A 21,214-nucleotide genomic window follows, 5' to 3' on the forward strand; every position below is an offset into this window, starting at 1 on the left:
CTATGACTAAGAAAAAGTCTAAGAATAAACCTATAACTTTTTTTAGGGTAATTAAAGTTATAACTATTGTATTACTATGCTCAATTCTATTATTGGCAATAGTTCTACATACTTGTGTTTTCTTCCATATACATTTTAAATAAAATCTCATGTTGGATAAAATCATTCATTTCTCAATAAAAAATAAACTTATAATCGGTGTGTTTACAATCGCACTGATTATATGGGGATGCTGGTCAGCAACCAAACTCCCTATAGATGCCGTACCAGATATTACAAACAATCAGGTAATGGTTATTACCACAAGTCCCTCACTTGCTGCCCAAGAGGTTGAACGACTTATTACATTTCCTGTAGAAGTCAATATGGCCAACATTCCTGGCTTAATAGAGGTACGTTCTATATCCCGTTTTGGACTGTCAGTTGTTACCATCGTGTTTAACGATGAAACAGATATTTACTGGGCAAGGCAGCAAGTATCCGAAAGGCTTAAATCTGCTACTGATCAAATCCCAAAAGGTCTCGGTGTTCCATCCATGGGGCCTGTAAGCTCGGGCTTAGGTGAAATATATCAATATGTCATCCACCCTAAAAAAGGATATGAAAACAAATACACACCAATGGAGCTACGCACCATTCAAGACTGGATTGTACGCAGACAATTATTAGGCACTAAGGGTGTAGCAGATGTAAGCAGCTTGGGCGGATATGTTAAACAATACGAAATAGGTATTGATCCAGACAAATTGCGAAGCATGAACATCACTATGGGTGAAGTTTTTTCAGCATTGGAAACAAACAATCAAAATGCAGGAGGTGCTTACATTGATAAACGACCGAATGCTTACTTTATCCGAACAGAAGGATTGGCAACAAATATTGAGGATATAAAAAAGATTGTTGTTAAAAACACGAGTAATGGAACACCTATTCTTATAAGAGATGTAGCCACAGTAGATTATGGACATGCTGTACGCTATGGTGCTATGACACGGAATGACAACGGCGAAGTAGTTGGCGGTATTGTAATGATGCTTAAAGGAGAGAACTCAAATGAGGTAATAAAAAATGTAAAGGATCGTATAGAGCAAATACGAAAAACATTACCTGAAGGTCTCGAACTTGAAGCATTTCTTGACCGAACAAATCTTGTTAACAGAGCCATTCACACGGTATCTAAAAATCTTATTGAAGGAGCTCTTATTGTCATTTTCGTGCTTGTATTGTTCCTTGGAAATTTCCGTGCAGGATTAGTTGTAGCATCGGTAATACCCTTAGCCATGTTGTTTGCATTGTCTATGATGAACCTTTTCGGAGTGTCAGGCAATCTTATGTCACTTGGAGCAATAGATTTCGGATTAATTGTTGATGGGGCAGTAATTATTGTGGAGGCAACCTTACATCATATTGCAGGAAAAGGATACACACACAAGCTATCGCAAAATGAGTTAGATGAAGAAGTATTTGAATCCGCTTCTAAAATCAGAAACTCTGCGGCGTTCGGAGAAATCATTATTCTCATTGTATACCTTCCAATTCTTGCACTTGTTGGTATTGAAGGTAAAATGTTCAAACCAATGGCACAAACAGTTGCATTTGCAATATTAGGAGCGTTCATATTATCACTTACATATGTACCCATGGTTTCTGCATTATTTTTAAGTAAAAAACCTATGCATAAAAGAAATATCTCAGACAAGATTATGGATTTCTTTTACAGGATTTATTCTCCTGCTATTCATTTTGCGCTTAGAAGAAAATTCGTTGTACTCGTAACGTCGATCGCATTTTTCTGTGTCAGCATTTTCATATTCATAAATATGGGCGGTGAATTTATTCCAACATTGGATGAAGGAGATTTCGCCGTTGAAACACGTGTTCTTACAGGTAGTTCACTGATGGAGACTGTTGATGCTTCTTTTAAAGCAGGTGAAATATTAACAAAGAAATTCCCGAATGAAGTAAAAGAAGTTGTAGGTAAAATCGGCTCAGGTGAAATCCCCACAGATCCTATGCCGATAGAAGCATGCGATTTGATGGTTATTTTAAAAGATAAAAGTGAATGGACTGCTGCATCTGATAGAGAAGAATTAGCAAACAAAATGCAGGAAGCATTAGAAGAAATTGCAGGTGTGAATTTTGGTTTTCAGCAACCCATACAAATGCGCTTCAATGAACTTATGACAGGTGCAAAACAAGATGTAGCTATTAAAATTTATGGCGAAGACTTGGATATACTCACGGATCAGGCAAATAAACTTGGTAAGCTTATTCAGCCGATTCAAGGAGCAAAAGATTTGTATATCGAAGAAGTAACGGGTTTACCACAAATCGTTGTAAAGTTCGACAGAGATAAAGTAGCACAGTTTGGATTAAATATTCAAGAAATGAATCGAGTTGTAAGTGCAGCTTTTGCAGGTGAAACAGCAGGACTTATCTACGAAGGTGAAAAAAGATTTGATTTAGTAATACGGATGAACAAGGAAAATCGTCAAAGTTTAGAAGATGTACAAAATTTATTTGTAACAACAGCGAGCGGTCAACAGATCCCATTGAGTCAGGTTGCCGAAATTGATTTCAAAATCGGGCCAAATCAGATTCAAAGAGACGATACCAAGCGCAGGATTACCGTTGCATTTAATGTGCGGGGACGTGATGTAGAAAGCATCGTTAAAGAAATTCAGGATAAAGTGCAAGGAGAGTTAAAACTTGCACCAGGTTATTATCTTACTTACGGAGGACAGTTTAAAAACTTAGTGGAAGCAAAAACACGTTTATCAGTAGCCGTACCAATTGCAATGGCACTCATATTTATATTGCTTTACTTCACCTTTAATTCCTTCAAGCAAAGCGTATTAATTTTTACTGCTATTCCCCTTTCTGCAATAGGTGGTGTCTTTGCATTATGGCTGCGGGATATGCCTTTCAGTATTTCAGCAGGTGTTGGATTTATTGCCTTGTTTGGAGTTGCAGTGTTAAACGGTATTGTTTTGATAGGCGAATTTAACACACTTAAAAAGAGTGGGCTTACAGATCTAAAAGATATCATCCTTAAAGGAACACAGACAAGACTTCGCCCTGTACTTATGACAGCAACTGTAGCATCATTAGGATTTCTCCCTATGGCACTCTCTCATGGTTCGGGGGCTGAAGTACAGAAGCCTTTAGCAACAGTAGTAATCGGGGGGTTGTTATCTGCTACCCTACTTACACTATTAGTATTGCCAATATTATACATTCTTTCTGAAAATGGTTTCAAATTAAAAATGCCGAAAGAAGCATTGATTGTAATTACATTGTTAGTGCTCATTTGTCCTGCTATTTCTTCTAAAGCACAAGCCCCTCAAATGATAACATTAGAACAAGCAATGAATACAGCGGTACAAAACAGTTATGGTATGAAGGCTGCTCAATATGGCATTGATTACAATAAGGCATTAAAAGGTACTGCAACGGATATAGGAAAAACAAGTGCGACACTCATGTATGGGCAATACAACAGTTATTATAACGATAATAACTTTATGATTTCGCAAACCATACCATTTCCTACTACCATGCAGAGGCAGGCACAGTATTATAATGCCACAACCAAAAGTGCTGAATACAATCAACAGGTAACTCAAAATCAGCTATTGTTAAATGTTAAAACGGCTTACTATTCACTTCAATATGCAAAAGCAAAACAGGCATTTTTACAAAGACAAGACAGCATATTCGTTCTCTTCCTTAAATCTGCCGATCTGCGTTTGAAAACAGGTGAAAGCAATATATTGGAAAAAGCAACAGCGGAAAGTCAACTTTTTGAAGTAAGAACGCTTATTGCTCAGAACAATGCAGACATTCTTATTTATCAAAATCAACTACAAACATTGTTAAACAGCAACGATGTAGTTACATCGACTGGAAATATACTCGAGAAAAGAGTACTAACGATTTCCGCAGATTCGAATTCAATAACGGACAATCCTGCTTTACGTTATTTCTACCAACAGATAAGGGTTGCAGAAGCTGGCAAAAACGTTGAAAAGTCAAAATTGATGCCTGATCTAACAATCGGATATTTTAATCAATCCCTTTATGGAACTGTCAATTATCAGGATCTCAGAGAAATCTCCAATAGCTCTACCCGTTTTCAGGGAATAACTGTAGGCGTATCTTTTCCACTATGGGCAAAACCTCAGTTGGCACGAATAAAAGCTACTGAAACATTCAAGAGTGTAGCACAAGCTAATTTTGATCTGTATCAAAAAAATCTGCAAGGACAATATGCGCAAGCATTTCAAGAGTATCAGAAATTCGCTACCAGTTTAGAATATTATGAACAGAATGCTTTGCCAACCGCTCAGATTATCTCTCAAAATGCGTTACGAAATTATCAAAGCGGCAATATCGGCTACATAGAATTTTCTCAAGGCTTAAGTAGAGTGTTAAGTATTCAAACCAATTACTTAGCAATTCTGAATCAATACAATCAATCTATCATCAACATTGAATTTCTTATTGGAAATAAATAATTAAAGACATGAAAGCAATCATTTTAAAAACAATACTATTTATTACAGCATGCTGCATGCTTATTGCCTGCGGTACGAAGGAAAACGAAGCTACTGCACATGAAGAACATCACGATGAAGAAGGCAGTGTTGAATTGTCTCAAGTACAATTTACACGGGCGGGTATTGAATTAGGCAAAATAGAAATGAAAAATCTTAGTTCTACCATTTCTGTAAATGGTGTACTTGATGCGCCTCCACAAAACATGGTTTCCGTTTCTGCACTCATGGGAGGTTTTATAAAATCTACCGATTTGTTGCAAGGTATGAGGGTTAAGAAAGGACAAGTTATTGCCACGCTTCAGAATACGGATTTCATTGAAATTCAAACACAGTATTTGGAAAGCATTCAAAAATTGAAATTTCTGGAATTGGAATACAAAAGGCAGGAAGAACTTTCCAAAGAAAATGTGGCTTCTGCTAAAACATTTCAACAGGTAAGTTCAGACTATAATAGTTTACAAGCTACTATTGGCGGACTAGAAGAGAAATTGAAAGTTTTAAATATTGACCCTTCAACTTTAACTAAATCTACTATTCGAAGTATTGTAAATATTTATTCGCCTATAAACGGATATGTAACAACTGTGAATGTAAACATTGGAAGATTCGTAAATCCACAGGATGTAATCTGTGAAATTGTTGATACAGAACATTTACATGCAGAACTAACCGTGTTTGAAAAAGATATTTCAAAATTAAAGATTGGACAAAAACTTAGATTCGTTCTTGTTAATGAAAGTGGCAAAGAACGCACTGCATCCATTTATTTAATTAATCATCAGATCTCACCTGAAAGAACCATACGTGTGCATGCACATATAGACAAGGAAGACCCAAATCTAATGCCCAACATGTATCTGAAAGCACTTATTGAAGTTGGCGAAAACAATAAAACAACTGCCCTACCTGAGCAAGCTATTGTAAACGCTGGCGGAAAAAGCTACATCTTTATTAAAGACGATGGACATGGCCATGAACACACGGAAGAAAAACATGCTGAAGGAGAAGCTCCACATGCAGAGGGCTTTGCTTTCAGAGCTATTGAAGTTACAAAGGGTATAACAGAAAATGGATTTACGGAAGTGTTATTACCTGAAGGTTTTGAAATAGATCATGCTGAAGTTGTAATCAAGGGGGCGTACGACTTGCTTGCAAAAATGAATAATTCCGAAGAAGAAGGTCACTCTCATTAATTAAAATCATTTACATTAAATTCTACTACAATGAATAAAGATAATTGCAAGAATTGTGATGATGAATCTGACAACAAAAAAGAAGTCGAGCAAGCTACCGATAAACACGATCACGAAGAAGGTGATGGACACGACCATGATGCCATGGACTCAGAAGAAGAACCTCAAAGCTGGAAGAATTATCTTCCAGCTATAATTTCTTTTCTATTACTAATAGGAGGAATCATTGTCGATCATCAAGTAACTAAATTTCACAGATTGGATTTCTTTCAGGGCTATGTCCGATTAGCATATTATCTTATCCCCTATCTGCTCATTGGTTGGCCTGTGCTAAAAAAAGCATACCGCTCTATTCTGCGTCGAGACTTCTTCAATGAGTTCATGCTGATGAGTATTGCGACACTTGGTGCATTCTACATAAAGGAATATCCTGAAGGTGTTGCGGTGATGCTATTTTATCAGATAGGCGAACTATTTCAGGATAGTGCGGTGGAAAAAGCAAAACGATCCATCAAAGCATTGTTAGACATACGTCCCGATGAAGTAAATGTGCTTCGTAATGGGAAAGCAGAAAAAGTAAATCCTTCTGAAGTGGCTATTGGTGAAACCATTCAAATTAAGTCAGGAGAAAAAATAGCATTAGATGGAGAACTGCTTTCTGAAAAAGCATCCTTCAATACCGCTGCACTTACAGGAGAAAGCAAGCCTGACAATAAGTATAAGGGGGAACCTGTATTAGCAGGAATGATAAACCTAGACACAGTATCTGAGGTAAAAGTTACTGCCCTTTTCAAAGACAGCAAATTATCCAAGATATTGGAGCTTGTACAGGATGCAACAGCAAAAAAAGCAAAGACTCAATTATTTATTTCCAAGTTTGCACGAAGGTATACGCCCGTAATGGTATTCCTTGCTATTGCGATTACTGTTGTACCATCTTTCTTTGTAGATAATTATGTTTTTAATGACTGGCTGTATAGAGCGTTGGTATTTCTTGTCATTTCCTGCCCTTGTGCGCTGGTTGTATCCATCCCATTGGGCTACTTTGGTGGCATTGGATTAGCTTCCCGAAATGGTATCTTATTTAAAGGTTCTAATTATTTAGATGTCATGACTGAAATTGACACGGTTGTGATGGACAAAACAGGAACGCTGACAAAGGGTGTTTTCAAGGTACAGCAAGTAGAACCTACAGGCATAGATAAAGACAGTCTTTTAAAATTTACCGCTGCATTAGAAACACATTCAACCCATCCGATTGCAAAAGCAGTAGTTGCTTATGCTGCTATTAAGGAATTACCTGATGCTGAAAACGTAGAGGAAATTGCAGGTCATGGATTGAAAGGAACAATTGAAGGCAAACAAGTATTAGTAGGCAATCTTAAATTATTAAGTAAGTTCAACATTTCCTTTGACGAACAGATTAAGAACATCACTGACACTATTGTTGTAACGGCCATAGACGGCAAATATGCAGGCTACCTTACTATTGCCGATGAAATTAAAGAAGATGCCTTAGAAGCGATTAAAGCATTGCATGGACTAGGAATTAAGACTATTATGCTTTCAGGCGATAAGCAGGCTGTAGTGGATGCTGTAGCAAAGACTTTAGGTATTGATGCTGCTTACGGAGATTTGCTTCCTGAAGGTAAAGTAGAAAAAGTACAGGCTCTTAAAAACGAAGGTAAGAAAATAGCATTTGTTGGTGATGGTGTAAACGATGCTCCTGTCGTAGCCCTAGCAGATGCAGGTATTGCAATGGGTGGATTAGGCTCGGATGCAACAATTGAAACTGCAGATATCGTTATTCAAAATGATCAGCCTTATAAAATTTTCTCTGCCATCAAAATCGGGAAGCTTACCAAACGCATTGTTTGGCAGAATATATCGCTGGCATTTGCTGTAAAAGCTATTGTTTTAATTTTAGGCGCAGGAGGTTTAGCAACCTTATGGGAGGCTGTATTTGCAGATGTTGGCGTGGCACTACTCGCAATTTTAAATGCGGTACGGATTCAAAAAATTAAGTTATAATAGAGATCTAAATAAAAAAGCTTTTGTATATCGTAAGTTTTTTTATAAAATTATCAAGAATTATTTTTTATACATTTTCAAAATGTCTTAACTGTGAAATGGTAATTTTAAAAAAAATGTAAAATCAAATATATTGACGATAAAAAAAACACACTCTAATGTAGATTGCGATGATAATGCTGCCCCCCTTGAAGGATTAATATAAATAAGAGCCATTTACCTCAATAAAATAACGAAACGAATCCTTGAAGGGTTTGTTTCGTTATTTTATTGAAAATCGCCATAATTTAAATTAGGCAAAAACTTTAATACCTATTGCTACACATGATGTAACGGCTTGTAAGACTTTTAGTAGAATCACTTGAGGAGGTAAAGATGTTCGGTTTTGACAATATCTGATACATATAAACTTTTCGTTTAAATTATCAGGAATCATCAGAACCGATTTATAAAAAAACCGGAGCGGTTCGAGGTGGAAACACATCACCTTAAACTGAAATCTAATCAATACGATTTAAGAGGTATGATTATTTCCAAATTAAAATCATCATACCCACTAAAATAAAGACACCACCTACCAAAAGCTTTGCGGTCATCGGTTCTTTCAATATAAGAAACGATAAAAGAATGGTGACTACAATACTTGCCTTATCGATAGAAGCCACCATGGATACTTCGCCCTCCTTCATCGCACGGTAATAAAATATCCACGACAGCGATGTTGTAAGACCTGAAAGCGCCAGAAAAATCAGATTATTCTTCGTAAGATTAGAAAAATCTTTTACTCCGGTAAGTACAGTAACATTTAAGGTAACCAAAATAAAAACAACTGCTGTGCGTATCGCCAAACCCAGATCAGAACTGATTCCTTTAAGCCCAGATTTTGCCAACACTGACGTAAGGCCTGCAAACAGCATGGATACTATTGCATATATAACCCATCTTTCCATTTTATTATCTAATTAATTCGATTTTAAATTAAAGCTATTAAATATTATTCAACAGTATTAAAACTTTTGTTTTTTTTAATGGTTTCATAAACAATAAAACCGATAAGTATAACAAACAGAATAAATGATGTTCCTGTTGTTCCAAAGCCAAACCCTCCTTGTTGTTGTGTCTTGGTCAGTAAATCGCCAAATGTTGCACCAAAGGGGCGGGTTAAAACAAATGCTATCCAAAATAACACAACGGGGGAAATTTTGGAGAAATAATGCAGTAATACAATTATAGATAATATAGAACTTATAAATATTGCACCGCCAGAAAAACCAAGCCCAGAATCATCTGCTAAAAAATCGCCTAGAGCGGTACCTAATGTATTTGAAAATAATATTGCTGCCCAATAAAACAACTCTCCTTTTAATGTTTTAATATTTGTAACTGACAATGATTTTTCAGTGAAATACCATATACATAAAATTAATATAAGAATTGTTACTAATATAAGTGAACCTGTTGCATAACCCAAACCAAGGGTACGATCCATATAATCTGACATTGTTGTACCAGCTGTACTTGTTGCCAATATGACTGACCAATATAAGATAGGAATATAGCGTTTTGAAAAGAGCTGTCCAATCAGTATCAACACAAAGGCACTTAATAATATAAGTGTGCTAATGGCATAGCCAACATTTAGTGTCATGGACAAAAGATCGCCTGCAGTCTCACCAAGTGTTGTAGCGCAAATTTTCATTAACCAAAATAAAAGAGTAATCTCTGCTATTTTAGATGCTTCAATTTTCTTAATCATAATTGTTAATCTATCTAATTTATAATAATATTTACAGATATGAGCCAGAAAGCAAGATCTGATCTCTACTATAAATGAATCATTTATTCATGTACTTTTTTGTTCTTTCTATAATAAATAACTCGCATCATTGTTGGAAACACAAACAACAATAAAGGCATGGCTACTACAAATCCACCGATTACCGATACTGCTAGTGGCTGCTGCATCTGAGCTCCTAAACCAATACCTAATGCAAGTGGCATTAAGGCAAGTATCGCTCCTATTGCAGTCATAAGCTTGGGGCGAATTCTCAAAGCTATGGCATAATTAATCGACCGATCTACATCTCCTGTTTCCTTTAGATTAAAGAAAAACTGATTGACTGTAAAGATTGCATTCTCTGCTATAATACCCACGATCATAATAATACCTGTATAACTGCTTACATTGAGCGGGATGCCAGTATAGTAAAGCGCAAGAATACAGCCAGTAATACCTCCTACAGAAATAAATAATATCAGGATTGAAATAAGCCACTCCTTGAACAAAAATACCAGAACAGCAAACACTAATAAAATAGCCCCAATGAGTATAAGCATTAATTCATGGAAAGATGCCTGCTGTTCTGCATAAGCCCCGCCGTACACAATTGAATAACCGGTTGGAAGTGCTAGTTTTGCCTTAAACTTTTCCTGTATTTCACTAATGGTACTACCTAAATCGCGTCCGTTAAGTCGGGCTGTTAATATAGCGTCCGATTTTAAATTCTCTCTTTTTAATTCAATATCACCAGGTATTATTTTTATTTCGCAGAAAAACGAGAGCGGTTTTACTGTACCGTCGGGCAGGAAAATAAGCTGACTTTTAATTTTTTCCAGGCTATTATCACTGAAGTTTGTAAAGCGCAAAAGTATCCTTCGCATTTGCTCTCCGTCTTGTATCTGCCCTACCTGAATACCTCCGGCCATGGCCATTTGGGCGGGAGACAGCATAGGCACGTTAGCATTGAGCCCTAAAGGAATACCACCTGTATATGCCGAAAGTTGGTTCTGAAAATCTACTAGGCTTATTTTAAACTGTGCAAGTTTTTGTTGATCGGGTATGAATACAACAGATGGCCCTGCCACTACTAAGCCATTATTTATATCTTCTACTCCAGGTATTTCTTTCAATATTGCTTCAGCCTGTACAGAAAGTTTTTCCAGTATTTTTTGATCATTACCAAATATTTTTATTTCAATAGGATTTGAAGAACTCATCAAATCGCCCAACAAGTCAGCTATTCGTTGACCAAAGGATACTGCTAAAGAAGGCTGCGAAACTTCTATTTTCTTGCGCAATTCATCTATCACTTCGGGAGTAGTATGTGTTCTGTCCTTTTTTAACTGTATGGAATAATCTCCAAAATTAGCAGGCACTGTCTTGAAGGCCATGCGAATTCCAGTACGCCTGGAATAACTTTCTACATCAGGGTTTGTAATAATTATTTTTTCTACTTCCCGAAGTATTCTATCCGTTTCCTCCAATGAAGTTCCCGAAGGAGTATAATAATCCAAAACAATGGTCCCTTCATCTAGATCAGGCAGAAAACCTGTTTCAAGTTTTCCAAAGACTGTAAATGCCCAGAAGCCTATGATTGCGATAAATATACTTGCAAAAGCGGGCTTGTTAAAGAACCATGTCAGCCAGGCTAATTTATGTGTGTCTCCAGTATTACTATGATGCGCTTTTTTAGGAGCTTTATATCCAATCATCAGGTGCAATACAGGTAGTAAAAGCCATGTTACCAAGAAAGAACAGATCATGGTGATTTGCATTGTGTCGGATAATTCTTTAAAAAAACTTCCTGCAAGACCACTCATCAAACGGAATGGGAAATGAATCACTATCGTTGCAAGCGAGGATCCAATCATAGCAGGAAACAAATCTTTAATTGCTTCTCTGACAACAGTGTATTTACTCTTCTCGGGATGTTCTTCGTGTCCACGGTATATCTGTTCTATAATCACAATGGCATCATCAATAATCAACCCAATAGAGGCCGCAATTGCACCAAGCGACATAATATTGATAGAAATTCCAGTTAGATATAGTATAAGTATGGTAAACGCTACAGTAACTGGAATGGTAAGTGTAACAACAAGACTGGCTCTGAAAGAACGCAGGAAAATAATCATAACAACAATCGCCAAGAACAGTCCTTCGTAAATTGTTTTTAGTACACTGTGGATACTATCACCTACAAAGGCAGACTGATTGTAATACGATTTCAATTCGATACCCGGAGGGAGCAATTTTCGAACTTCTTCAGCTTTAACTTCTATATTGTCTGCAAAATCAATAAGATTTACACCTTGTTGTTTTACAAGGTCTATTACTACAGCATCGTTTCCATTTGCATTAATGACTATAAACTCCTGTTGTTCCTGAATATCAATAGTTGCAATATCTTTCAGCGTTACTGTTCTGCTTCCATCATTTTTAACTACCACATTTTTTAAATCATCGACATCCATTACCCTAATGTCTGTAAGAGTTAGGTATAACCTCCTGTAATCAGACAGATAGCCATTGGATTGAACAAAATTATTATTATTAAATACAGTGATCAATGCAAGAGGTGTAATGCCAAGGCTAGACATTTTTACAGCATCTGGAATAACAACCAATTCTTTTGACTTACCCCCTCTGACTACAACATTTGAAATGCCATCGACCTGTGCAAATACTGGTCTTACTACCAAATTTGCATTGTCTTTCAAAGCAATAAGACTATGATTTTTACTTTCTAATGTATATCCATACACAGGAAACAACGACTGATTCATGGCTTCCACAGAAATATTTACACCCGGTGGCAGCATATTTTTAATTTCGTTGATCCGGCTTTCCATTTGAAGCTTGGCCGTATAGATATCTACTTCATCCCATTTAAAATAGACTTCAATCACACAGCTTCCTCTGCTCGTACTACTTTTTACAACGCTCACGCCTTTTACTCTCCGCACGGCACTTTCAAGCGGCTTCGTAACAGTAATCATCATTCTGTCAATAGGCTGTTGACCATTATCCACAATAAGAGTAATCTTAGGAAAGCTTACTTCAGGAAATAATGCTGTTTGCATACGGGTATAAGAAAATATACCACCTATCAAAAGCATAACACCAACCAACAGAATCGGTTTTGATAAAATCTGAAAATAGCTTTTTGATTCCATATTATTTTTTACGTTTATGAATTGTATAATCTGTTAACCAAAGAATCTGCAATAGGAACAATGTACTATGGTTATTATTAGAATTGAATATTGTTTGTACCAAAGGTCCGACTTCAATCCTACCGGCATTCGGTGTTTTATATCCTATTCCAATGAAAGCCCAATCGGCTGTATAAAATTTTGTTTGAAATGACGATACATTCAAAAATGCTTCGTTAAAAAAAGAAAAATAAAATTCTTTTACATCTAAAACCCTACCTTGCAAAGGCTTCTCGAATGCGATTTGATAATTCAATAAAATAGAAGGCTTATTATTAATATTTTCAATGAGGCGAAATCTATGTAACATATACCCTTTGAATATGCGATGTTCGACAATAGCCTGTTGCCATATCTGATGCTGCGTTTCCACTTTTTCACTGAAACTATTTCCTGCAATATATGTGTAACCAAGAGCAAAATTCACATCTTTTGAATACTTATAAATAATACTTGATTGAAGAAAAACTTCAGAAAATCTTGTCGTGTATTGCTTACCTTGCTCCACAGACTTTACCGGAATAAAGGTACATGAAGTAAATATATTGTAATCAAAACGCTTGTTAACTTTTCCTTTATAAAAAAAGGATGGAATAATACCCGGCAAGTTGTTAGTTTGACTAAATGTAATTAAGCAATTACAAAACAATAAAATAAATATTATTACCAACTTGTTTTTCATGCTTAAAAAACTGAGTCGATGGAATTTAGTACTTCTTGTTCCATTTTCAGTAACCGACCATCCTGATCAAACAGCAATGTATAAACTCCATTTTCAAAATTATTTTTTTTACCCTTATGCTTCACCTTTGCTGTAACCTCATATCTCTTTATACCTATTGGATCAACCTCCTGCACCTTTTCGATTTTACTTTTTCGAAAGTTATCCTTCATTACAATCAATATTTTTTCTTTCAGAATAGGACTTAATTCATCGAAATCTATTTCCTTTTCTGTTTCCAATAATTCACCTTCTACTGAAAATTTCAGATTATAATCTGCATTTGACAATTCAAACTCAACCTCGTAAAAAGTGCTGTCTTTCTCTTTCTTATGATAATACTCTATATCTTCGGCTGCCGGATATTGTTGCATTAGATAGCTGCTTATCTGAGATGGAACTTCTCCCGATTTTAGTTTTCTTTCTTGTGCAACAGCGTTGAAGAACGTACAAACAACAAACATGAATAGAATACTATATTTCATTTAAGTATATTTTACAATTAATCTTTCTGAATTTTAACCAGTGTAGTATCAGCTAATCCATAATTTCCTTCAGATAAAATGCGTTCCCCTGTAATAAATTGAGGAGAAACAATTTCTGTATATTTGTCGTTTTTAATTCCTGGCTGCACAACTACTTTTACGGCTATACTATCATTGATAAGTTTCATCACCCAAAAATTCTTCATTACTTCGTCGCTCAATAAACAGGCATTAGGTAATAACTGAGCGCCCTTCTTCTCCCGTGTAGTAAGCTTTACAGAAGCGATCAGATTTTCAGGAAGAAAGAGTGTCTCTATTGGTTTGGCAAGATACGTCTGCGTTTGTGCCAATACATTCATACTGGTCAAAGGAGCTACAATACGTGCTTTCAGCTCTTTATTGTCGGGAAGAAGAATGCTGCAATAGCTATCTTTTTTGAGCAAATGAACATATTCGTAAGGAACATTAATCTGGAATGCTAAATTCCGGCTTTCGGCTATCGTGCAAAGCGGATTTCCTTCCAATACATAATCACCAATTTGTTGTTTGTCAAGAGTGCTTATAATACCATCTGAAGGAGCTTTTATCACAATCCTTCCAAAATCCCTCAATGTGCTGTCTGTGCCAATATAATTACCACCAAAAGCTCTTGCTTCTTTAGTTTCCAATACATACAGTACATCATTCTTATTCACTTTATCTCCAAGCTTTATCCTTACATCAATTATAAATGAAGGAACAGGTGCTGTAAGAAGATTGCGCTTCAGATAAATTGAAGTAGCCATCAACGTTACCTCCTCTCCAATATTGCCTTTAGAAACAGCAACAACATTCACAGGAACTCCGGGTGTAGATTTCTCTACAGTGCTATCCACTTCGTGTTTACAAGATATTATGGTCATTCCACACCACAAAAAACTCATATATAAAACACCTTTTTTGATACTATCCATATTATAATTCATTACCAGTTCCAATAATTATATGTATTGATTAAAAGTTGTTTGTTAGCCTGCATGAGTACATAATCACGTTGCAGTAATGCCAGACTCTTCAAAACATTTATATAAATAACAACTGAAAGCTGGCCGTTGCGAACTTCCTGCCTATAATAATCCATCAGCTTTTTATATTCTTCTAACTGAGCTTCGGTGATTGTCATTCTTTCTTCCAGCATCCGTATTTCTGTAAGTGCTTTACTTTTCCTAACGGTATTCTGGATAATGAAAATATTCTTATAGGATTCTGTAGAACGAATAAGTATTTCTGTTCTTTTATTATTAATTGTTCGTTGTTTACCATCATACAAAAACATAGTAAAACTTACGCCAGCACTTGCACCAAAGCGATTGGGAGCAGAAGGGATATACACTCCGTTTAAACCAGTATTTGCATACAGGTTTAGTTGAGGCTTATATTTCAAGTCAAACATTTTTTGTGTTGCTCTCAGGTTGAGGCTATCCAATCTGAACCTTTCTGTAAAAGCGGAAGACGCAATTTCTTCTTGTTTCAAACTCAGGTTTATTTCAGGCAGAATTACATAAGAAGTATCGTTGATGCCACAGAGTATATTCAAATCCATTAAATCCCTGCGGTAAGTAGCATTGAATGTATTCCATGCATTGAACTGGGTTTGGTATTCAATTGTAATTAAGCTTAGATCAGATTGTTTTGCTATACCATTAGCAGCCAACTTTGAGATCATATTTTTTTGGTCTTCCACTATTGCTATTAAACTTTTCAAATAATTCATTTGCTTCAAATCTTGTATGCAAAGAATATATTGATCGGTTACAAATTTTTCTATATCGTGTGCAGTAAGCCGTATAGCATTTTCGTTTATCTTTGAAGTAACTAATATCTGCTCGGAAGCTGTACGTCCCCTTATACCATTTAAAACTGGCTGATTGACGTTGAGTAATCCCTGATACGCCCCACCATTACTGGCTGCCATATCGTAACCATTATATTTTACCGGATCGCTAGGATTCAAAATCAATTCATTCTTACCATTGTCAGATGAAATAACAGGAGCAAACAAATAATTTGCAGTTAGAGTAATCTGTGGTTTGGTATAAAATGCCTTTAGCCTTTCAGCTTCTGCCTTAGCTGCATCACTAAGGTTTTGATTATCCTGTATTAATGGACTATTTAATACAGCTTGATTTATATAATAGCTCAAATCATTTTGTGCCATACATGCTAGTGTAGACATCCATAAAATACAGCTAAGGACAGTTTGTTTTAAAAGCATAATACTACTTTGTAACTAAAAACGACTACTAATAAACAACTTGTAATTATTATTCTTCTTTACTTATAAAATTTTCGTTCGGATCGTAAGTGATCTCATTTTCTTTACCGTCTTTCAACATATTTAATTCATATAGTATCTTATGCTGAACATTTTCTACTTGTTCAATTTCCGTTACTTTCCAATCTTTAAATTCATCTGTTTTAAGAGAATCTTTTATTGGCTGTGGTAAATCTTTATGCGTTATTTCTATTTCTGTGGCAAGCCAGTTTTCAGCTTTGTAATTACCCTTATCCAGCTTCCATTTAACATCTGAGTTTTTTACTTGAGGATATAATTTTGAAAAGGTGGCAACTATGGATTTGGGAATATCTTTATTTTATATGCTTTGGGCTTGTACAATACTTATCATTGTTAAATGATAAAATAACATTTTTTATTTTTAATCTTTTTAGCTTAACATACATGCAATCTTTATTCAGATTCTGTAATATTTCTGGAATAACAGAATAAAATGTGGAGTTAACGTAACTTTTAGCTCCACATTTTATTTATCCTGCTATTTATCATTTGTTTTTCTTCCCATTCTCTTCAATAGATTCTTTCTTTACAATATTGCCATTGGCATCATACAACAGTTCATAAGTAATAGAAGCATTTTCCGCTTCTACCTCATAAAGTACTTCACCATCTGCGGCAGTTACCATTTCAGCATCTTTGTATGTAAATCCAGAAAAATTTTTCTTCAATGCATTCAACACAGGTAAAGGAAGGTCATTCGGAGAACTTAAACTTTTTTCTGTTTGAATGAGTGTTCCAGTACTTGAAAAAATAGCTTCAAATTTAATATCATTCTTCTTGTACTTCGCTTCATAATTGTCTTCTTCCAGCTCCCATTTTACACTTACCACATCCGGAAAAAGTTTATTAAAACTTTGGGTTACCGATGCAGGGACATTTTGCGGTTCAATCTTTTGCGCTTGTACTGACCATACTGATATTAATAAAGCAGTTATTAATGTGATCTTTTTCATAATTATAACATTTTAAGTGAATTGATACACAAGAATAAACCGTAATGTTGTAAGATTTCTGGAATTTCTAAAAAAATATTATAAGTGAATGTGTACTTTCTTTATAGGAATATGAAATATGAAAACCGTATAACTGACAAATAGTTTTAACAATAGCCAAACCTAGACCCGTAGAATGTGAATTATCTGTCCTCTTATTAAAGCGTTCAAAAAGTGTTTCCGGATTTACAGATAATTCTTTACCACTGTTTGCTATTGTCACTTGATTTACCTCAATAGATATGGTAATAAATCCATTATTAATATTGTGGTTAATAGCATTTTTAATGATGTTAGAAAATAGAATTCTTGCAAGGTCGACATTCATTATTATTACTGGGGAAGCATACTTTTCGAGTTTTAAATCAAGTTTTTTAAATTCAATCAGATCTGAAAAATCTTCGCAACAGGATTCAATCAATTGAGTAATTTGTATGGGTTCATTTTCTGCGAATTGTTTGTTCTCAATCTTGGATAATAACAGCAATGTTTTATTCAATCTAGACAACCTTTCTACATGCTCGGTTATATCATCAATAATGGTTGCCTGACTATTAGTAAGTGTAGGCTCTTCCATCAGCATATAAACTTTATTTTGAATGATACCTAGAGGTGTTTGCATTTCATGGGAAGCATTTTCAATGAAATGCTTCTGGCTCATATATACCTTACGGTTGTTTTGAATGAGTTCTTCCACCGAATTATTTAATTCCTTAAACTCAATGATATTGGTAGGTGCCAATTCCAACCGACTGTCGTTGTCTAATTTATATTGTTTTACTTTCGAGATGGTTTCATAAAACGGATTCCAAAGCTTGCGAAGCAATACTCTGTTGAGAATAAAAACTAATCCAAACAGTAGAATAGAAAAAATAAGAATGTCTACTAAAATAGTTGCCAGTAATTCTTCCGAATTTAGAAGAGAAGCAATAATAGTGAGCTTATAATACTTACCATTACTTGTAAAAACAGATTCCATTTTACGAAAAGGTTCTTCTTCATCTTCCAGTTCATCATGCATTCCTGTATCTTTAAACTTTCCAAATTCATATTTATGTAAAAATTTCTCATACTCTTTTTCAGATATCGCCTTTACTTTAAAATCTGTGTGATATAAAGTTTTATCTGTAATAAGTCTAGGGTTCTTGCTAAACGATTTATTTATTTCATGTTGCCTGTGAGTAAGGTATTCATCAACGTCCTTGTATATAGTCCAGCGCAGAGAAAAGTAAAAAACGGCACACCAGATCAGAAGCATTGTCAAAATCAGAATCAAAAAATACTTTGTGGTAATATTTAATAGTTTCATACGTTTACAAATTTATATCCAATACCGTAAATGGCTTCGATATTATAGTTGGCTTTATATTCCAGTAGCCTTTTGCGAAGGTTTTTAATTTGTGAATACAAAAAATCAAAGGAATCTGCCCTATCTGCGTTATCTCCCCAGATGTGTTCTGCCAATGATGTTTTACTTATGATGCGTGTTTTATTCGAAATAAAAAAAAGTAACAGTTCGTATTCTTTCTTTTTCAGAATCAATTCTTCTTTATCAACGTAAACTTTTTTGGTATCAAGGTTAAGAATTATATTCCCAATAGTTACTTCATTGCTACCATCAAACTTCAGTCGTCTTAGAATAGCGACAACTCTTGCATTCAGCTCTGTAAGATGAAAGGGCTTAGGTAAATAATCATCGGCTCCCAGCGTTAGCCCTTTTACCCTATCATCTAGCGAATTTTTAGCAGACAGAATAATGATGCCAGCCTGTGATTTTCTCTTTTTAAGCTGTTCCAGAATATCAAGGCCATTCCCATCCGGTAACGTAATGTCAAGAATAACACAATCGTATTCATACAGATGAATTTTTTCTTCTGCTTCTGCAAACGTAGTTGCTACTTCACATACATAGCCGGACTTAGCAAAATATGCTGTAATGCTATGAAGCATTCCTGCTTCGTCTTCTATAACAAGTATCTTCATAATGTATTTATGCCAAAATCAGGTACAATATATTAAACCAATTTTGTAATATTTCTGGAATAATTTCTGAATTGCTATTTTTATTATAGTTGCTGTTCCAATAAGTAATATCGAATAAAAAATCCATTTATAAACATTCTAAATGCTTACCTTGACATTGACATTCGAAGACTACCCCAATTTTTGTTTCAACATATTCATATCGTCGCGCACTTTCTTCTCTACTACTTTAGCATATATTTGAGTAGTACGTATGCTGCTATGGCCTAATAATTTACTGACTGTCTCCATAGGCACTCCATTTGTTAATGTTATAGTAGTAGCAAATGTATGGCGGGCTAGATGAAAAGTTAGATTTTTACCAATGCTACACAGGTCTGCTATTTCTTTCAAATAACTATTTAATCGTTGATTAGAAATATTCGGAAACAACTTTCCTTCAGCCAATGCTTTGGGATGTAACTCATATTTTTCAATTAAAGCCAAAGCTTTCGGTAAAACAGGAATACGAACAGAATTGTCTGTTTTCTGTCTATTTGTATACAGCCATAATTCACCATCTATTCCAAGGCTTATATTTTCATTACTGAGATTCATTACGTCAATATAACTTAGCCCTGTATAACAACTAAAAACAAATAGATCTTTAACTTGCTGAAGTCTTTGAATGGAAAATTCCTTATTTTCAATTTTCATTAGTTCTTCAGCTGTCAAAAATTCTCTCGTTGTCTTAACAAAGGTAGGTTTGAATTTTGCAAATGGGTCTCTTAAAAGCCATTCGTTGCGGATAGCCAGGTTTATCATTTTGCGTAATCTTTCAATATGTTTCATTACAGTATTTTGTCCGCATGGCTTATGATGGTCCACCGGTTGATACCCTTTAACAAACATTTCAAAGTCAAAAATAAATTTATAATTGAGCTGTGATAGAAAAATGTCCGAGGTGTGTAACTTCTCTTTAAGGAAGAGACTAACATACTTTTGGGTCGTATGATAGTTTTTCATTGTTCCCCACTCCAGTGTCTCTTTTAACTCTGTATTATGGTAATGTATTAATGACATCAATGAATGCTCTCTTTCATCTTTCCCCTGATACATGTTTTTTATTGCTTCTGCAGTTACTAGTCTTTTATCTGCCATTAACTGTTGCTGACAATTTAAAATCTGCAGACGAACCTGGTCTATATAATTATTGAGTGTCCGCATTTCTTCTTTTGTTCCCTTTGCCTGTCCTTTCTCTGAATTCCAATTCTCCGGATTAATACTTCTTTTGATAGAAATTTCTACTCTTGCTCCATCAACTGTAAGTCTTGCCCAGATTGGGGCTTCGCCATTTTTAACTTTTGATTTGTTAATCCAAAACAGAATTGAGAATGTGTTTTTTACTTGCATGATATTATTTGTTTTGATTTTGTTTGGTGATTTTTAGGTCACTAAACAGTCATAAACAGGTAACCGAATTAAGGTAAACAGAACTAAATAATATGTTGTATATCAAATGGTTAACTGTTATTCGGTTACCTAACTGCAAGTATAATAAAGGTAACCGAATAGGTCACATTTTTTCTGAAAAATAATGATTTAATATGCTGTGGATAAAAACAAAAAGCCTTTGAATCATACGATTCAAAGGCTTTTGAAGAGAATTGCTTCTCTCAATGTCGGGGTGGCAAGATTCGAACTTGCGACCTCCTGGTCCCAAACCAGGCGCGATGACCGGACTACGCTACACCCCGAACAATAAAAACAACAACACAAACAAGACAAAAAAAGGAACAACACTGTTCCTTACATGTGACCCCGAAGCGATTCGAACGCTTGACCTACTGCTTAGAAGGCAGTTGCTCTATCCAGCTGAGCTACGGAGTCAATACTTTTTATTCTTTCTAAACGTTCTTCATTCGAACGCTTGACCTTCCC

Annotated in this window: 14 protein-coding genes and 2 tRNA genes; 3 read left to right on the forward strand and 13 right to left on the reverse strand. The window is 35.3% G+C overall.

Annotated features, from left to right (window positions below; translation table 11 throughout):
• Positions 1 to 149: 149 nt before the first annotated feature.
• From A3EE_RS0113625 to A3EE_RS0113635, 3 genes are read left to right on the forward strand one after another with little or no spacing between them, the layout of a single operon-like run.
• Positions 150 to 4,517: a CusA/CzcA family heavy metal efflux RND transporter gene (locus tag A3EE_RS0113625; protein WP_018344002.1), complete on the forward strand. Its 4,368-nt coding sequence runs from the start codon at positions 150 to 152 to the stop codon at positions 4,515 to 4,517.
• A gap of 8 nt (positions 4,518 to 4,525) precedes the next feature.
• Entirely contained in the window at positions 4,526 to 5,752 is a 1,227-nt protein-coding gene (locus A3EE_RS0113630; protein ID WP_018344003.1) for an efflux RND transporter periplasmic adaptor subunit, read from the forward strand.
• A gap of 30 nt (positions 5,753 to 5,782) precedes the next feature.
• The gene (locus tag A3EE_RS0113635; RefSeq protein WP_018344004.1) at positions 5,783 to 7,783 is read left to right on the forward strand and encodes a heavy metal translocating P-type ATPase; all 2,001 of its coding nucleotides are present in this window, start codon (positions 5,783 to 5,785) and stop codon (positions 7,781 to 7,783) included.
• 527 nt (positions 7,784 to 8,310) lie between these two features.
• On the opposite strand, the gene A3EE_RS0113640 is transcribed toward A3EE_RS0113635, so the two are convergent.
• The 13 genes from A3EE_RS0113640 to A3EE_RS0113700 all read right to left on the reverse strand — a co-directional run bounded on the left by A3EE_RS0113640 (position 8,311) and on the right by A3EE_RS0113700 (position 21,163).
• Positions 8,311 to 8,733: an EamA family transporter gene (locus tag A3EE_RS0113640; protein WP_018344005.1), complete on the reverse strand. Its 423-nt coding sequence runs from the start codon at positions 8,731 to 8,733 to the stop codon at positions 8,311 to 8,313.
• A 44-nt stretch (positions 8,734 to 8,777) separates the two neighbouring features.
• Complete coding sequence (locus A3EE_RS0113645) at positions 8,778 to 9,539, reverse strand: COG4705 family protein (protein WP_018344006.1); 762 nt, start codon at positions 9,537 to 9,539, stop codon at positions 8,778 to 8,780.
• Between the two features lie 83 nt (positions 9,540 to 9,622).
• Positions 9,623 to 12,739: an efflux RND transporter permease subunit gene (locus A3EE_RS0113650; protein WP_018344007.1), complete on the reverse strand. Its 3,117-nt coding sequence runs from the start codon at positions 12,737 to 12,739 to the stop codon at positions 9,623 to 9,625.
• 1 nt (position 12,740) lies between these two features.
• Positions 12,741 to 13,385, reverse strand: a complete 645-nt coding sequence (locus A3EE_RS0113655; RefSeq protein ID WP_157447028.1) for a DUF2490 domain-containing protein — start codon at positions 13,383 to 13,385, stop codon at positions 12,741 to 12,743.
• 77 nt (positions 13,386 to 13,462) lie between these two features.
• Positions 13,463 to 13,984, reverse strand: a complete 522-nt coding sequence (locus A3EE_RS0113660) for a PepSY-like domain-containing protein (protein ID WP_083921275.1) — start codon at positions 13,982 to 13,984, stop codon at positions 13,463 to 13,465.
• A gap of 17 nt (positions 13,985 to 14,001) precedes the next feature.
• Positions 14,002 to 14,937 carry an efflux RND transporter periplasmic adaptor subunit gene (locus A3EE_RS21460; protein WP_157447029.1) on the reverse strand — a complete coding sequence of 312 codons (936 nt, stop codon included), beginning with the start codon at positions 14,935 to 14,937 and terminating at the stop codon, positions 14,002 to 14,004.
• An 11-nt stretch (positions 14,938 to 14,948) separates the two neighbouring features.
• Positions 14,949 to 16,238: a TolC family protein gene (locus tag A3EE_RS0113670; RefSeq protein WP_083921276.1), complete on the reverse strand. Its 1,290-nt coding sequence runs from the start codon at positions 16,236 to 16,238 to the stop codon at positions 14,949 to 14,951.
• Between the two features lie 566 nt (positions 16,239 to 16,804).
• The gene (locus A3EE_RS0113675; protein WP_018344012.1) at positions 16,805 to 17,272 is read right to left on the reverse strand and encodes a PepSY-like domain-containing protein; all 468 of its coding nucleotides are present in this window, start codon (positions 17,270 to 17,272) and stop codon (positions 16,805 to 16,807) included.
• A 67-nt stretch (positions 17,273 to 17,339) separates the two neighbouring features.
• Complete coding sequence (locus A3EE_RS0113680; protein WP_018344013.1) at positions 17,340 to 18,620, reverse strand: sensor histidine kinase; 1,281 nt, start codon at positions 18,618 to 18,620, stop codon at positions 17,340 to 17,342.
• The gene (locus tag A3EE_RS0113685) at positions 18,617 to 19,294 is read right to left on the reverse strand and encodes a response regulator transcription factor (RefSeq protein WP_018344014.1); all 678 of its coding nucleotides are present in this window, start codon (positions 19,292 to 19,294) and stop codon (positions 18,617 to 18,619) included. Before A3EE_RS0113685 ends, A3EE_RS0113680 begins: the two co-directional genes overlap by 4 nt.
• A gap of 171 nt (positions 19,295 to 19,465) precedes the next feature.
• Positions 19,466 to 20,686: a site-specific integrase gene (locus tag A3EE_RS0113690; protein ID WP_018344015.1), complete on the reverse strand. Its 1,221-nt coding sequence runs from the start codon at positions 20,684 to 20,686 to the stop codon at positions 19,466 to 19,468.
• Between the two features lie 269 nt (positions 20,687 to 20,955).
• A tRNA-Pro gene (locus tag A3EE_RS0113695) sits at positions 20,956 to 21,030 on the reverse strand.
• A gap of 59 nt (positions 21,031 to 21,089) precedes the next feature.
• Positions 21,090 to 21,163, reverse strand: a tRNA-Arg gene (locus tag A3EE_RS0113700).
• Positions 21,164 to 21,214: the final 51 nt, after the last annotated feature.

It is taken from the genome of Cytophaga aurantiaca DSM 3654 (assembly GCF_000379725.1).
Classification (GTDB): domain Bacteria; phylum Bacteroidota; class Bacteroidia; order Cytophagales; family Cytophagaceae; genus Cytophaga; species Cytophaga aurantiaca.

What these genes read in the sequence shown, in the direction of transcription:
- A3EE_RS0113685 (WP_018344014.1), bottom strand. Translation starts at nt 19,294, where the DNA reads ATGAAGATACTTGTTATAGAAGACGAAGCAGGAATGCTTCATAGCATT.
- A3EE_RS0113680 (WP_018344013.1), bottom strand. Translation starts at nt 18,620, where the DNA reads ATGAAACTATTAAATATTACCACAAAGTATTTTTTGATTCTGATTTTG.
- A3EE_RS0113675 (WP_018344012.1), bottom strand. Translation starts at nt 17,272, where the DNA reads ATGAAAAAGATCACATTAATAACTGCTTTATTAATATCAGTATGGTCA.
- A3EE_RS21460 (WP_157447029.1), bottom strand. Translation starts at nt 14,937, where the DNA reads ATGGATAGTATCAAAAAAGGTGTTTTATATATGAGTTTTTTGTGGTGT.
- A3EE_RS0113625 (WP_018344002.1), top strand. Translation starts at nt 150, where the DNA reads ATGTTGGATAAAATCATTCATTTCTCAATAAAAAATAAACTTATAATC.
- A3EE_RS0113645 (WP_018344006.1), bottom strand. Translation starts at nt 9,539, where the DNA reads ATGATTAAGAAAATTGAAGCATCTAAAATAGCAGAGATTACTCTTTTA.
- A3EE_RS0113670 (WP_083921276.1), bottom strand. Translation starts at nt 16,238, where the DNA reads ATGCTTTTAAAACAAACTGTCCTTAGCTGTATTTTATGGATGTCTACA.
- A3EE_RS0113635 (WP_018344004.1), top strand. Translation starts at nt 5,783, where the DNA reads ATGAATAAAGATAATTGCAAGAATTGTGATGATGAATCTGACAACAAA.
- A3EE_RS0113640 (WP_018344005.1), bottom strand. Translation starts at nt 8,733, where the DNA reads ATGGAAAGATGGGTTATATATGCAATAGTATCCATGCTGTTTGCAGGC.
- A3EE_RS0113630 (WP_018344003.1), top strand. Translation starts at nt 4,526, where the DNA reads ATGAAAGCAATCATTTTAAAAACAATACTATTTATTACAGCATGCTGC.
- A3EE_RS0113690 (WP_018344015.1), bottom strand. Translation starts at nt 20,686, where the DNA reads ATGCAAGTAAAAAACACATTCTCAATTCTGTTTTGGATTAACAAATCA.
- A3EE_RS0113650 (WP_018344007.1), bottom strand. Translation starts at nt 12,739, where the DNA reads ATGGAATCAAAAAGCTATTTTCAGATTTTATCAAAACCGATTCTGTTG.
- A3EE_RS0113660 (WP_083921275.1), bottom strand. Translation starts at nt 13,984, where the DNA reads ATGAAATATAGTATTCTATTCATGTTTGTTGTTTGTACGTTCTTCAAC.